The organism is Bradyrhizobium sp. P5_C12, from assembly GCF_054049735.1.
Genome location: NZ_JBFULU010000021.1, coordinates 70125 through 84438 on the forward strand (window position 1 = coordinate 70125; position 14314 = coordinate 84438).

Sequence of the window (14314 nt, forward strand, 5' to 3'; positions counted from 1 at the left end):
GAGGCAGGCATGTCGTCCAATGCGTCAGTCCCGGCAGGGCACGCTGCCCCGCCGCAGTCCCACGGCGCCATTTCACATCCATCGCAGCCATCGGCCGAGCCAAACGGCGGCGGCGCGCCCGTCTGCGTCTTCATCCTCAGTAACGTACGCCTGCTCTGCGAAGGCCTGAGTTCGTGCCTGGCGCGGCAGGAATGCCTGCGCGTCACCGGACACGGCGATCTGTCGACCCCGCCGGAGCAGGTCATCGACAGCGGCGCACAGGTGCTGCTGGTCGACATCGCGACAGCGCAAGGCCTGCGGCGATCGACGGCCTGTCGCGCCCTGTCGCCGGCGCTGAAGGTCGTCGCCATCGCGGTCGCCGAGGTCGAGCAGGACATCCTCGCCTGCGCCGAGGCCGGCGTATCCGGCTTCGTGCTGTGCGACGGCTCGATCGGCGATGTGGTCGCGGCCATCCACAACGCGATGCGCGACGAGCTCGTGTGCTCGCCCAAGGTCGCCGCCGCGCTGTTCGGCCGGCTGGCGCTGCTGTCGGCCCGGGCCGCGGTGCGAGAGCCTGCCGCCGGCGTCGACACGCTGACGCCGCGCGAGCACGAGATCATCCGCTTCGTCGGCGAGGGGCTGTCGAACAAGGAGATCGCGCGCGCCTTGCGAATCCGCGATTCGACAGTCAAGAACCACATGCACAACGTGCTCAGCAAATTGCAGATCCGCCGCCGCGGCGAGATCAGCAAGCATCTGCACGCAGCCGGTGCGCCGTCACCCGCGCGCTCGCGGATCCAGATCCGCTAGACCTTATGGCCTAGACCGTCCGGTGCAATAGCGGCCACCGGCCCGCGCAAGATCAGCGTGTCGCCGTTCCCGCGGCGCGCCCGGCGCGGCAGAGCCAGGCCCCGCGCGGCACACACGGTCCAGACCATCGCCTGCATCCTCACTGAACCCTTTGGCTCAATCGTGCCGCCGCGCCTTGTGCAAGGCTCGTGGCAAAGGTGGCCATTGCGACAGAGACGCATTCTCATTGCGGGATTCCCCGGGCTGATGACCGACATTCTCGAGCATGTTGTCGCAAAAGATCCCGCATTGGCGGTGGTCGGCATGACCGACGACACCAACCTCGCGGCAGAGGCCCGCCGCACCCGTGCCGACGTCGTCGTGATGGCCCAGACGGCCGCGGACGAGCGCGACAGGCTCGCGAGCCTCTTGCGCAGCCGACCACGGCTGAAGGTCGTGACGATCGTCGCAAGCGGCGAGAGCGGCGCGCTGTACGAGCTGCGGCCACACCGCACCTTCATCGAGGAAATTACGGCAGAATCGCTGTCGCAGGCGATCCGCGATCCGCCCGGGCACGGGCGCAGGCCGCGCCGCGGGCTCGCCCGACGGCGAGGCAAGAACATCGCTGCGGTCTGACCGAGCGAGACGGACCGCCAACCCACAGGAGCCCACATGCCCTCAGCCCTTCTGCAACCCGGCGTCTATATCGAGGAAATCTCCAGCGGCGTGCGCTCGATCTCGGGCGTGGCGACGTCGATCGCACTGTTCATCGGGTGGGCGCCGCGCGGCCCCATCGACCGCGCCGTCCGGATCTCGAGCTTCGCCGACTACGAGCGCGCCTATGGCGGGCTCGACCGCCGCGCCTATCTCGGCTACGCCGTGCGCCACTTCTTCGACAATGGCGGCAGCGACGCCTACATCGTGCGCATCGCGATGCAGTCCAATCCGCCGGTGCCCGCGACCGACGCATTGACCGCAACCTGCCCGATCGGCGATCTCGGCATCAAGGCAAGCTCGCCGGGCCAATGGGCCCACGCCTACAGCGTCAAGCTGACGCTGCGTGCCGACAACAACACCCGGTTCCAGCTCGACGTCATCGGTCCGACGCCAAGCACGGCGGTCGTGGAATCATTCCAGGATCTGTCGATGGACAAGACCGATCCGCGCTATGCGCCGAACGTCGTCAATGGCCGCTCGGCCTTCATGGATCAACTGACCACCGCGTCGACGACCGTGCCGAATCCGGCCTCGACCCCGAAGGCCTTTGCAGGGGGCGCCGACGGTACGGTCCTCGCCGCCACTGACGGGCCGTTCCTCACGGCGCTCGCTCCCTTGTTCGCCCTCGGCGGGATCGTCGATCGTATCGATCTGTTCAACCTGGTCTGCGTTCCCGGTCTCACCAACGTCAACGGCGCGACCCAGACCGCGCTCGGCACCCTGCAACAGCGCTGTCTCACCCGCCGCGCGTTCCTGATCATCGACAGCCTCCAGGGCGAGACGGTCGCCAACATGGCCAACCCCACGAAGGGCGAGGTCGGCCTCATCAGCGCGCCCGGCAACTATTCTGCGCTGTACTATCCCTGGGTGATGCAGTCCGATCCGCTGCAATCGGGCGTCGTGCGCGATTTCCCGCCCTGCGGTTTCGTCGCCGGCGTCTATGCCCGGACCGACGCCACGCGCGGGGTCTGGAAGGCGCCGGCCGGCAGCGATGCCAGCGTCAACGGCGCCGTCGGCTTCGCGCTGACGCTGAGTGACGCCGAGAACGGCCAGCTCAATCCGATCGGCATCAACTGCCTGCGCACGCTGCCAGTCTACGGCAACGTGGTCTGGGGCGCGCGCACGCTGCACGGACAGAACGACCGCGGCTCGGAATGGAAATACGTGCCGGTGCGGCGCATGGCGCTGTTTCTCGAGGAGAGCCTGTATCGCGGCACGCAATGGGTGGTGTTCGAGCCAAATGACGAGCCGCTCTGGGCGCAGATCCGGCTCAACATCGGCGCCTTCATGCAGGGGCTGTTCCGGCAGGGCGCATTCCAGGGCCGTACGCCGCGCGAAGCCTATTTCGTCAAATGCGACCGCGAGACCACGACGCAGGCCGACATCAATCTCGGCATCGTCAACATCATCGTCGGCTTCGCGCCGCTGAAGCCCGCCGAGTTCGTCGTCATCAAGATCCAGCAGATCGCCGGTGACATCCCAACCTGAGGCAGGAAAAGCTGAGGCAAACGCATGGCACAGTTCTCGGTCAATCCGGAGCGCTTTGATCCCTACAAGAACTTCAAGTTCCGCGTGAAATGGGACGGCCGCTACGTTGCCGGCATCAGCAAGGTGTCGGCGCTGAAGCGCACCACCGAGGTGGTCGAGCACCGCGAGGGCGGCGATCCCTCGACCGGACGCAAGTCGCCCGGCCGCAGCAAGTTCGAAGCGATCACGCTCGATCGCGGCGTCACCCACGACACCGAGTTCGAGAGATGGGCCAACCGGGTCTGGCATTTCGGCGCCGGCCTCGGCGCCGAGGTCTCGCTGAAGAATTTTCGCAAGGACATCATTCTCGAGGTCTACAACGAGGCCGGGCAGCTCGCGCTCGCCTACAAGATCTTCCGCTGCTGGGTCTCGGAATATCAGTCGCTGCCCGATCTCGACGCCAACGCCAATGCGGTGGCCATCCAACACATCAAGCTGGAGAACGAGGGTTGGGAGCGCGATCCGGCGGTCGCCGAGCCATCCGAGCCCACCTTGTCCGATCAGGCCTGAGGCTGCTCATGCCGTCCGCAGCCGCGCAACACGAACAGGACATTCTGGCGCTGTGGGACCGGGCCGCCGGCCGCGCGTGGCGTCAGCGCGACAATGCCCTGTTCGCGGCCGCCGGCGCGGCGCCAACGGACTCGATCGGGGCGGGCAATGCCGCGCTGCTGGCCTTGCGGACAAGATTGTTCGGCGCGCCATGGCGGCTGCGTGCGGCCTGCCCCGCCTGCCAGACGGAGTGTGAATTCGTGGCCGACAGCGCAACGCTCGCGGCCGGGCTTGCACCACCGCCCGACGCCGCATCGCCGCGGATCGCAGGCGACGGCGGCGAACTGACATTGCGGCTGCCGACGCTGTCCGATCTCGCCAGCCTGGCCGCAGCGCCGGACTCCGCAGCCGCGGCCGGGATGTTGCTGACATGCTGCCTTGGCGAGGCGCAGCCGACGATGCCCGGCCAGGACATTGTGGACCGGATCGAGGCCGAGCTCGAGCGCTGTGATCCCGGCGCGGTCCTCGCCTTCGCGCTCGACTGTCCCGATTGCGGCCACTTCTGGCAGGCCGTGATCGATATCGCGCCGGCGCTGTGGGCCGAGGTGCAGGCAGCCGCCGAGCGCACCTTGCTCGAGGTCGATGCGCTCGCGCGCGAATATGGCTGGAGCGAAGCCGAGGTGCTGGCGCTGCCGCACACCCGCCGTGCCGCCTATCTGCAACTGGTAGGCGCATCATGACCGGCCTCTTGCAGAATCTCGTGCGCCTCGGCCGCGGCGAGCCGATCCCCGGCGCGGCGCGCGTTGCCCTGCCACCGCGCTTTGCCACGGCACGCACCGATGATGATCCGGTACGTGAGACGTGGTCGGACGAGGCGCAGCCATTGCCTTCGCCACCGGATGCGACGCCGCGGCGTGCCATCATCATGGACGATCCTCCCACGGAAACGCGACAGCCGCATCGCGCGCGGACCGACACAGACGAAGGTGGATCGCGGCTGCCCCCCGTCGTCAAGATCGATACCGAGACGCGGCCGGTTCACTCGGATGCTGCGCCGCCAGGACCAGCGACCGAGACAGGCCCTCGTCCGCCGCCGCGCGTGACGCAGCCGCGCGAGACCATTGTGCGGGATGCATCGCAGCGCCGACACGAAACCCCACCACCCTCAACGGTGCCTCCGCTCGGCCACGCCGTGCTCGCCGACCAGTCGCAACGCCGGCGCGAAACGCCGCCCGTGATCAAGGTCACCATCGACCGCATCGACATCCGCTCGCCGGAGCCGCCGCGCGCGGCGCGCACCGCCAAGCCGGCGCCAAAGCCGTCGGTGTCGCTGTCCGACTATTTGCACCGCCCGACGCCGGGAGGCCGCGCATGAGCTCACCGCTCGCGATCGGCGCGGTCAGCGCGGTGCTGCGCAACCTGCTCGACAACGGGCTGATCGAGGCCGGGCCCGCCGTCGGGGGCACGGTCAATGTCAGCGCGGTCGCGCCCGACACGATCGACCTCAGCAGCGCCGAGGAGCTGCCGCGGCTGAACCTGTTCCTGCATCAGGTCACGCCAAACCCGGGCTGGCGCAACCGCGCCCTGCCGTCGCGGTCGTCGACGAGCGGCGAACGACTGACCAACGCGCCGCTCGCGCTTGATCTGCATTATCTGCTGACGGCCTATGCGCGGGTCGATTGCCAGGCCGAGATCCTGCTCGGCTACGGCATGCATCTGCTGCACGAGCGCCCCGTGCTCGACCGCGCCGCAGTGCGGCGCGCGCTCAACCCGAACCCGCTCGACGTCGCGATGCTGCCGCCGGCGTTCCAGGCACTCGCCGCCGCCGACCTCGCCGATCAGGCCGAGCTGATCAAGGTCACACCGGCCGTGATGGGGCCGGAGGAAATGTCGAGGCTGTGGGCGGCAATCCAGTCGCACTACCGGCCCTCGGCCGCCTATGTGGTGTCGGTGGTGCTGATCGAAGCCACCAAGCCCGCACTTTCGCCGCTGCCGGTGCTGTCGCGCGGGATCATCGATCCCGCGACCAAGCGCGACCGCGGCGTCGTCGTCAATCCCGACCTGCTGCCACCACTGCCGACGCTGTTTGCGGCAACGGCGCAGTTGAAACAGAGCGGCGCGCGGCTCGGCGAGCCGGTGGTGCTCTCCGGCATCCGCCTGATCGGCAGCAATTTCCGCGTGCGGCTGGTCAATTCGCTGTTTCCCGGCGCGATCGAGCTCGCGCCGGGCGCGCCCAATGCGGACGGCACCGAGCTTACCCTGACGCTGCCGAACGATGCGGCCGCGCAAGCCGCGCTCGCGCCGGGGCAATGGAGCCTCACACTACGTTTCCTGCCGGCCGGCGAAGCCAACGAACGCGACACCAATGCCGTAGGCCTGATCATCGCACCCGCCCTGGTGATCGCGGCCGATGCGGCGCTTGCGCTGCCGGCCGCGACCGTGGTGCGCAAGGTTGGACCGCCGCGCGTGGCCGTCACCCTGTTCTCCCGCCCCCAGGTGCAGCCGCACCAGCGCGCCAGTCTCATTCTCGGCACGGTGGAGGCCACGGCCAATCCGCGCAGCGCGGCCACCGACCCGCTGGTGTTCGATTTCCCCGCGACGCTTCCCGCGGGCACCTATCCGGCGCGGCTGCGCGTGGACGGCGTCGACAGCCTTCTGCTCGATCTCAGCGGCGACGCACCCGCCTTCGATGCATCGCAAACCCTCAGCGTGCCGGCATGAACATGCACGACAGAACACAACCGGCGTCCGATTGGGCCAGCCTCAACCAGAAATGGCTGGCGGCGCAGCTTGTCGCGCTGCGCTTGCGCCTCGCGCGACAATTGGGGGAAACGCCGTGTGATACCGAACCGGGTCTGCCGGAGGATGCCGACGGCTTCGAGCCCGCACTCGATGCGCTGACGAAGCTGTTCGGCCTTTCGTCCTTCGAGCGCGACGTCGTGCTGCTCGCAGCCGGTGTCGAGCTCGACAGCGCGCTGCGCCGCCTTGTCGGCGAGGCAATGGCGCGGGCGCACGGCGGCGTTACGGCCGCGCAGCCGACGCTCAACTTCGCCATGCAGGTGCTCGCCGAGCCGCATTGGGACGCGTTGTCGCCGTTGCGGCCGTTGCGGCGCTGGCGTCTGATCGAGTGCGAGGGCCGCGAGGCACCGCCGCGCCGGCCGATCCAGATCGACGAGCGGGTGCTGCATTACCTGACCGGCGTCGCCGCGATGGACACGCGGCTGATCGGGCTTGCCCGGTGCGAGTCTGCCGGACCGATCGAGCCCGACGCGCCGCTGGCGCGCAGCATCGCGCACGCCCTCGGCTCCGGAACGGCGGCTCTGGTCGCGCTAAACCATCCCCGCAGCGAGATCGAGCCGCAGCGCGACGTCGCGCGCGACGCGCTGGCCGACCTCGGCGCAAACATCTTGAGGCTGCAAGTCCGTAACCTGCCGCACGATCCGCGCGAGCTTGCCGCGACCGCTTGCCTGCTCGACCGCGAGGCGGCGCTCTGCGATGCCATCATCCTGCTCGAGCTCGACTGCGCGACCGAGCCGGCCGACGCCGAGACGCGCGCCGCGACGCTGCTCGACCATCTGATGGGACCTGCGATCGTGCTCAACGCACCCGAGCCGGCCCGCCTGTCGCGACTGCGGCAGCGGCGCACATTGCGGCTTCTGGTGCCGGATGCGCCCGCGGCCACCCGGCAAGCCGGTGCATTGCGCGGGCTCCCGCGCGAGCAGGCCGCCGCGCTCACGGGCGCATTGCGCCCGGCCCTTGGGCAGTTCAACGTACCCGCTGCCGAGCTGCGCCTGGTGGTCGCCGAGGCGCTGGCCGAAACGGAGGCCGAGCCGGCCAGGCTCGGGCCCACGGTGTGGCGGCTCTGCCGCGCCGCAGTGCGCGGCGGGCTGGACGCGCTGGCGCAGCGGATCGAGACAAGCGCTCATTTCGACGATCTGGTCGCGCCACCGGTGGTGATCGCGCAGCTCCGCGCCATCGCCGCCGAATTGCAGCACCGGCCGCGCGTCCATGGCGATTGGGGCTTTGCCGCGCACAATGGCCGCGGCCTGGGCGCCGCCGCGCTGTTCGCCGGCGAGTCCGGAACCGGCAAGACCTACGCGGCCGAAGCGATCGCCGGCGCCGCCGGGCTCGATCTCTACCGCATCGACCTGGCCAGCGTCGTCAGCAAATATATCGGCGAGACCGAGAAGAATCTGAGCCGGCTGTTCGAGGCCGCGGAGAACAGCGGCGCAATTCTCCTGTTCGACGAGGCCGACGCGCTGTTCGGCAAGCGCAGCGACGTGCGCGACAGCCACGACCGCTTCGCCAATATCGAGATCGCCTATTTGTTGCAGCGGATCGAGACCTATCGCGGGCTCGTGATCCTCACCACCAACATGAAGAGTGCGCTCGACCGCGCCTTCCTGCGCCGCATCCGTTACGTGATCCAGTTCCCCTTCCCGGACCCCGGAGCGCGCGAACGATTGTGGCGGATGCAGTTCCCCGCCGATGCGCCGCTCGGCGAGGTGGATTTCGCTGGGCTGGCGAGGCTGCAACTGACCGGCGGCAATATCCGCGCGATCGCGCTGAACGCCGCATTCCTGGCCGCCGCCGGTGGCGGACCGATCGAACAGGACGCGATCAACGCCGCGGTGCGCGCCGAGTTCTCAAAGCTCGAGCGGCCCTGGCCGGGAGTCGCGCCATGAAACATGCCGGCATCGAGATTCGGATCGGACGCCTCATCGTCGATGCATCGCGGCGCTCTGAAGCTGCAGGACTCGCCGACGCAATCGGCCAAGCCTTGCAACACCGGCTCACAGGGTCCGGCACCGTGGCTGACGCCGAGCATGGCGCCGCACCGCGCGCGGTCGCCGATCGCGTCGCGGCACGATTGCCCAGCGCGCCCGGCGCCGGCAATTCGCGAGGCCGGCCATGACCGTGCATGCCGCACCGAAGGCGCTCCCAAAACAATCCTCGCCCGCGCGAGCGCCTTCGCTTGAACTTCGTCCGAGCCGCGACCGCTTCGAGGCCGAAGCCGAGCGCGCGGCCGAGAACGTGCTGCGCCCCGCCGCAGCCGGCGATCGGGCGCCCACGCTGTCGCCATTGTCACGCGGCTCGCGCCCGGAGGGACAGACGGCGCCGTCCGAAGTATCGGAGGTCGTCGGATCGCCGGGCTCCCCGCTCGGCGCTCCCCGCGAGACGATGGAGCGACAATTCCGTTCCGACTTCAGCCATGTGCGGATCCACACCGACGCGCAAGCCGCGGCTTCGGCCCGTGCAATCCGCGCGACCGCCTATACCGCGGGCGCGCACATCGTGTTCGGCGACGGCGCATACAATCCACACACCCCGCGTGGCCGGCACATTCTGGCGCACGAGCTCGCCCATGTGGTGCAGCAGCACGGCGAGACCGCGCCGCCTGTGGCGGTGCAGCGGCTCGCCTGGTACGAGTCGATCGCCGTGTTCTTCGGCGCCGAGGGCAATTTCGGCGACAAGGAGCTGCTCGCCTACCTCGACAAGATCACCCAGGCCAATGAGCACGAAGGCAGCTTCGACAGTGACAACAAGGCACGCGCCATCGTCCGCCGGTGGAAGGCAGGCCAGGCCGGGTTCAAGCTCGATCCACTTCAGAAGGCGCTGTTGATCCAGGAGATGCAGGATGGCCCGACGCTCGGCGGCGACGAGGAAGCAATCCTCGACCTGCTCGAGCTGAGCGACATCGCCGCCCTGCGGATCATGTTCGGTTCAGGAAAACTCAGTGTCACCGAGCTCGAATCCGACATCGACGGCGACAACTACAAGCAACTGACCCGGTTCTTCGCCGCCCGCTTCCGTGGCGGTCGCGCCGCCCTGCTCAAGGGAAACGTCGAGCCGCAGGGCGATCCGGGCAAGGGCTCGCCGGTGTTCGCCTACGACGCGGCCGGCCTCAAGCACCGGCTCGATGCCGCAACGAGCAATGACCAGGTCGACAGCGTCGCCGCAGAGATCTTCGCGCTCGAGCCGAAAGCGCGAGACAAGGCGATACAGGATATCAGTCGAGAGCGTGCAGTACTCGGCCGCCAGGCCGACGATCTCGACGAAAAGGTCGCCGCGGAGACGGATGAGGACAAAAAGTTGAACCTGCAACTCAGAGCCAGCGTCACCCATGGAAAGCTCAAGGGCTACGACCTCGTGCTCCAGCGCGTGTCGCGCGACATCGCCCTGACCACCAGCGGCAAGGCCCTGTCCAAGACAGTTGCTCCCGGCGCCGCACAGAAGGCCGAGATAACCAAGGCACTCAAACCGGACGTGCAGCTCGCCCCCGACGGCAGCGCGCGCACCTTCGACAACAGCGACACCGGCAAGCAAGAATACGAAGACGCGCTGCGTGATCTGCTTCCAAAACTGATCAAGGCCTATTGGAACAAGGTCGTCAAGGATCGGGGACCCGACGAGCACAAAGACAAATCAGAGACCCACGAGCTCAAGGAATTCGAACGGATTGGAAAGGCCAGCAAGGCAGAGACCGACAAGGTGTTCGGTGACTATTACGACCGCCCGCATCCCGAACTGAAGGCCGACACGGACACCACGCGCGGCAGCATCCACGACCTGTTCGCCGATACCGAGGCCGAGCTCGCGACACTGGACGACGACCAGAAGCGCGCCAAGGCGCGGCGGATGATTCTGTATTTCTTCCAGGCCAACCGGAACATCAGGGCCATCAATCGCAAGTTCAACGCCTCGCCGGCGTTCGACGACAAGAAGGCTCCGGTCAACGACGAGGCAAAGATCATCAGCAAGCTCGCTGACGAATTCACCGGCACGGACGACCAGGTCAAGCAGATCAACGAAATCGAGCGCGGCTGGGTCGCTTCGGCTGGCGACGGCGAGGTCAACATCCAGATCTTCAAGAAGGGCACGCGCAACGAGGACCGGGATTTCCTCTGGGATATGTTCCAGACGCTGATCCACGAATACATCCATACCTTGCGCGCCAAGGCCTACAACGACTTCGCCAAGAGTTTTGGCAGCACGTCCAATCAGTACAACACCCTGATCGAGGGCGTCGATTCATTCCTCGATGAGGTCGTTTGGGAGAACGTCGCACCGCGCGTCAACGATCCGGCGCTGCGCGTGGCGGTCGAGGGACCGGAGAACGCCAAGCTCGATCCAATCAAGGTCTTGCCGGCTTCGCGTCGGCGCTACGATTCCTATGCCGAAGCCGTAAAGCTCGTCAACGTCGTCGGTATCCGCAATCTCTACGCCGCCTATTTCCAGGGCGACGTCACAAAGATCGGAGGCTGAGCCATGCCGGCCGCGCGCATCTCCGACCTTGCACTGCGGCCGCTGCAGATCTTCGCCAGCCGATCGCTGCGCTCCTTCACAGGCTTCGCAAGCCCGACGTCGCTGGACGACGTCGCAACGGTGTTCGATCTCGATCGCTCCCGGCAGGGCCAGGGGCGGCTCGGCAGCGAGCAACGCCGCGCGAACTGGTTCAGCGCCACCGCCGAAGGCTTTGCGCGCGGCGTTCGCGTGTGGGTCGACGACGATGCGGTGATCCTCATCGACGCGACCGATGTCAGCCTCCCCGAACCGCTTCCGTCCCTGCTCGACGCCCTGGGCGAGCCGGACGCGAAGCTCGACTCGTTTCTGGGGACGCTCGAAATCAAGCGCAGCGAATTTGTCTACGCCCAGCGTGGCCTCACGCTCTTTGTCAATCCCGCAAACGCCGTGCTGCTGCGGATTGCCGGGTTCGCACCGGCGAGCCTCGAACACTATCAACGAAGCTTGCGGCTCGATCTGGAAATGAAGCTGTTGCCGCCGTCGCAGGACGACTCGCCATGACCGGCCTCACCTCGTCGCCGAAATTGATCAAGGGCGGGCTCGTGGTGCTGGCGCCGGGCGGCGGCACGGTGCGGCGGCAGATCGCGCTCCAGTACAATCCGGACACGCTGAGCCGCAGCTACCAGGTGCAGGGCACGGGCGGCGACGGCGCAGGCAATGCGCGGGCGCAGCCGTTCCGGCTCAAGGGGCCAGCGATCGAGACCATCAAGCTCGACGCCGAGATCGACGCGACCGACCAGCTTGCCGATCCCGACGCCCATGCCACCGCGGTCGCCTTCGGCATCGCGCCGCAGCTCGCGGTGCTCGAGGCCCTGGTCAACCCGAGCGTCGACGATCTGCTCGGCGTCGCAAGCCAGGCCGACGGCGGCACGCTCGAGATCCTGCCGCCGGAGGCGCCGCTCGTGCTGTTCGTCTGGAGCAAGAACCGGATCGCGCCGGTGCGCGTGGCCGAATTCTCCATCGTCGAGGAGGCGTTCGACCCCTCGCTCAACCCGATCCGCGCAAAGGTCTCGCTCGGCCTGCACGTGATGAGCACCGACGACCTCGGCTTCTCGCACCGCGGCGGCACCATCTTTCTCAATTACCTGCGCACCCGCGAAACGCTCGCCGGCCTCACCGGCGGCGCCTCACTGGGTTCGCTCGGTCTCACCAGCCTGCCCTGACGGAGCACAACATGTCCTCGGATCCCGTCCAGATGCTGATCGACGCCGGCGCGTTTCCGGACAATACGTTTCCGCCGAACAGCCGCTATCACGGCGCGGCGATCGGGCGGTTGAAGCGCAGCGCCGACGATCCCGGCGTCGCTTATGTGCTGCGCCGATTCATCCCGCACGGCCGCGACATCGGCATCGCCGGCGAGCACATCGTCAACGCCGGCGAGCGGCCCGACACGCTCGCATCCACCATGCTCGGCGATCCCGAGCTGTACTGGCGCATCGCCGACGCCAATGTCGTGACCGATCCGTTCGAGCTCACCGACACACCCGGTGAGCGCGTGCAGATTCCCCGCCCGAACGGGCTGTAAGGAGGCCGATGATGCAGGGCGGCGTCCAGCTTTCGCTCCAGATCGGCCCGGCGCCGGTGCCGGCGCCGCGCGAGGTGCTGGAAACGCTGACCCATGCCAAGGTCGAGATCGGATCGGGCGATGCGCAGAGCGGCTTCGAGCTGACTTTCGACCTGCCGGCGCGCTCGCCGCTGCGCACCATCTTCCTGCTCGCCGGCGGCGGCGCGCTGCCACCTCTGCTCCGCGTGGTGCTGGTCGTCACCATCAACGGCACGGCCGAGTCCGTCATCGACGGCATGGTCACCAATGTCGAGACCCAGCCCGGCAGCGGCGGCATCGGCAAGCTGGTGATCAAGGGCAAGGACATGTCGGCGCTGATGGATATCATCGAGCTGCCCGGCCTGCCCTTCCCGGCAATGCCGCCCTCGGTGCGGGTGCTGGCGATCCTCGCCAAATACGCGGCGCTCGGCGTGATCCCGATGGTGATCCCGAGCGTCCTCGATATCCCGCCGATCCCGGTGCAGCAGATCCCGCAGCAGAAGGGCAGCGACTACGCCTACGTCAAGCGGCTCGCGACCGAAGCCGGCTACGTCTTCTATCTCGAGGCGGGCCCCGCGCCCGGCGCCTCGAAGGCCTATTGGGGACCGGAGATCCGCTTCGGCGCGCCGCAAGCCGCACTCACCACCAACATGGATGCGCTGACCAATGTGGAGGACATCTCCTTCAACTTCGACAAGGAGCGCAAGATCATGCCGATCGTGTTCTTCCAGGAGAGCAACAGCAAGGCGCCGATCCCGGTGCCGATCCCCGACATCACGCCGATGAGCCCACCGCTCGGCGCGGTGCCGCCCCTGCCGCCCAAGATCGAGAAACTCGCCAACACGGCGCATCTCTCCGCACCGCAAGCGCTGATGGCCGGGCTCGCCTATGCGAGCCAGCACAGCGACAGCGTATTCGGCAGCGGCAAGCTCGACGTCGCCAGATACGGCCGCGTGCTGAAGTCGCGGCAGCTGGTCGGCGTGCGCGGCGCGGGCCTGCCGTTCGACGGGCTCTATTACGTCAAGACCGTCACCCACGAGATCGAGCGCGGCTCCTACAAGCAATCCTTCTCGCTTGCACGCAACGCGCTGATCTCGACCGTCCCGCAGGTGCCGACATGAGTGATGCGCCCCTCTTCGGAAAATATCGCGCGGTGGTGATCAACAATGTCGACCCGCTCCAGATCGGCCGGATCCAGGTGATGGTGCCCGACGTCGGCGCCGTCATACCGACGAGCTGGGCGATGCCCTGCGTGCCGACCGCCGGCATCAATGCCGGCTTCTTCTCCGTGCCGATCATCGGCGCCGGGGTCTGGGTCGAGTTCGAGCGCGGCGACCCCGACTATCCGATCTGGGTCGGATGCTACTGGGGCAGTGCGGCGGAGGTGCCGGTGCTGGCGCATGCGGTGCCGCCCGGCGTGCCCGGCATCACCCTGCAAACCCCGCTGAAGAACGGCCTCACCATCAGCGACGTGCCCGGGCCGACCGGCGGCATCCTGATGCAGACCACCACCGGCGCGATGATCTCGGTCAGCGACGTCGGCATCACCATTTCCAATGGCAAGGGCGCGATCATCACCATGACCGGCCCGACCGTCGACGTGAATGTCGGCGCGCTTACCGTGATCTAGGAGACGCACATGCCCGCTCCCGTGCTGCATCTCGGCGCCACCGTATTGTGCAGCCATGCCGGACAGGCCACGCCGCTGTCGCCCTTCCCGCGGGTGCTGCTGTCGGGCCAGCCCGCGGTCAATCTCACCAGCCCCTATGCGATCGCGGCCTGCTCGCTCACCGGCTCGGCGCCGCCCTGCGTCACCGCGCAGATGGTGATGGGCGCGGCGCGGGTGATGATCGGCGGCGCGCCGGCCGCGACGATGATGGGGCAATCGGTCTGCACGCCGACCGGCACGCCGATGCTGCCCGTCGTCGCGCAGACACGCGTGCTGGCAACCTGAGGGGAGGACGA

At 67.8% G+C, this 14314-nt stretch carries 15 protein-coding genes; all 15 read left to right on the forward strand.

Going from position 1 to position 14314, the window contains the following annotated elements; translation table 11 throughout:
* Positions 1–9 precede the first annotated feature (9 nt).
* On the forward strand, positions 10–789 hold the full coding sequence (locus ACXJMY_RS20015) for a LuxR C-terminal-related transcriptional regulator (protein WP_456621061.1): 780 nt from the start codon (positions 10–12) through the stop codon (positions 787–789).
* Between the two features lie 246 nt (positions 790–1035).
* Positions 1036–1404 carry a hypothetical protein gene (locus ACXJMY_RS20020; RefSeq protein WP_456621062.1) on the forward strand — a complete coding sequence of 123 codons (369 nt, stop codon included), beginning with the start codon at positions 1036–1038 and terminating at the stop codon, positions 1402–1404.
* 36 nt (positions 1405–1440) lie between these two features.
* On the forward strand, positions 1441–2973 hold the full coding sequence (locus ACXJMY_RS20025) for a phage tail sheath family protein (RefSeq protein ID WP_456621063.1): 1533 nt from the start codon (positions 1441–1443) through the stop codon (positions 2971–2973).
* A 24-nt stretch (positions 2974–2997) separates the two neighbouring features.
* Positions 2998–3522 (forward strand): phage tail protein, encoded by a 525-nt coding sequence (locus tag ACXJMY_RS20030; RefSeq protein WP_456621064.1) that lies wholly within the window; start codon positions 2998–3000, stop codon positions 3520–3522.
* An 8-nt stretch (positions 3523–3530) separates the two neighbouring features.
* Positions 3531–4241, forward strand: coding sequence for a hypothetical protein (locus ACXJMY_RS20035; protein ID WP_456621065.1), 711 nt, complete (start codon positions 3531–3533; stop codon positions 4239–4241).
* Positions 4238–4876, forward strand: coding sequence for a hypothetical protein (locus ACXJMY_RS20040; RefSeq protein WP_456621066.1), 639 nt, complete (start codon positions 4238–4240; stop codon positions 4874–4876). The genes ACXJMY_RS20035 and ACXJMY_RS20040 overlap by 4 nt, the downstream gene beginning before the upstream one ends.
* On the forward strand, positions 4873–6222 hold the full coding sequence (locus ACXJMY_RS20045) for a DUF4255 domain-containing protein (protein WP_456621067.1): 1350 nt from the start codon (positions 4873–4875) through the stop codon (positions 6220–6222). The genes ACXJMY_RS20040 and ACXJMY_RS20045 overlap by 4 nt, the downstream gene beginning before the upstream one ends.
* Entirely contained in the window at positions 6219–8186 is a 1968-nt protein-coding gene (locus ACXJMY_RS20050; RefSeq protein WP_456621068.1) for an ATP-binding protein, read from the forward strand. The genes ACXJMY_RS20045 and ACXJMY_RS20050 overlap by 4 nt, the downstream gene beginning before the upstream one ends.
* Before the next feature lie 226 nt (positions 8187–8412).
* Positions 8413–10767 (forward strand): eCIS core domain-containing protein, encoded by a 2355-nt coding sequence (locus ACXJMY_RS20055; protein ID WP_456621069.1) that lies wholly within the window; start codon positions 8413–8415, stop codon positions 10765–10767.
* Between the two features lie 3 nt (positions 10768–10770).
* On the forward strand, positions 10771–11307 hold the full coding sequence (locus ACXJMY_RS20060; protein ID WP_456621070.1) for a hypothetical protein: 537 nt from the start codon (positions 10771–10773) through the stop codon (positions 11305–11307).
* Positions 11304–11969, forward strand: a complete 666-nt coding sequence (locus ACXJMY_RS20065) for a CIS tube protein (RefSeq protein ID WP_456621071.1) — start codon at positions 11304–11306, stop codon at positions 11967–11969. The genes ACXJMY_RS20060 and ACXJMY_RS20065 overlap by 4 nt, the downstream gene beginning before the upstream one ends.
* Before the next feature lie 11 nt (positions 11970–11980).
* Positions 11981–12331 (forward strand): Base plate wedge protein 53, encoded by a 351-nt coding sequence (locus tag ACXJMY_RS20070; protein ID WP_456621072.1) that lies wholly within the window; start codon positions 11981–11983, stop codon positions 12329–12331.
* An 11-nt stretch (positions 12332–12342) separates the two neighbouring features.
* Positions 12343–13470 carry a hypothetical protein gene (locus ACXJMY_RS20075; RefSeq protein ID WP_456621073.1) on the forward strand — a complete coding sequence of 376 codons (1128 nt, stop codon included), beginning with the start codon at positions 12343–12345 and terminating at the stop codon, positions 13468–13470.
* On the forward strand, positions 13467–13979 hold the full coding sequence (locus ACXJMY_RS20080) for a phage baseplate assembly protein V (RefSeq protein WP_456621074.1): 513 nt from the start codon (positions 13467–13469) through the stop codon (positions 13977–13979). Before ACXJMY_RS20075 ends, ACXJMY_RS20080 begins: the two co-directional genes overlap by 4 nt.
* A gap of 9 nt (positions 13980–13988) precedes the next feature.
* Positions 13989–14303, forward strand: a complete 315-nt coding sequence (locus tag ACXJMY_RS20085; RefSeq protein ID WP_456621075.1) for a hypothetical protein — start codon at positions 13989–13991, stop codon at positions 14301–14303.
* The last annotated feature ends 11 nt before the right edge of the window (positions 14304–14314 follow it).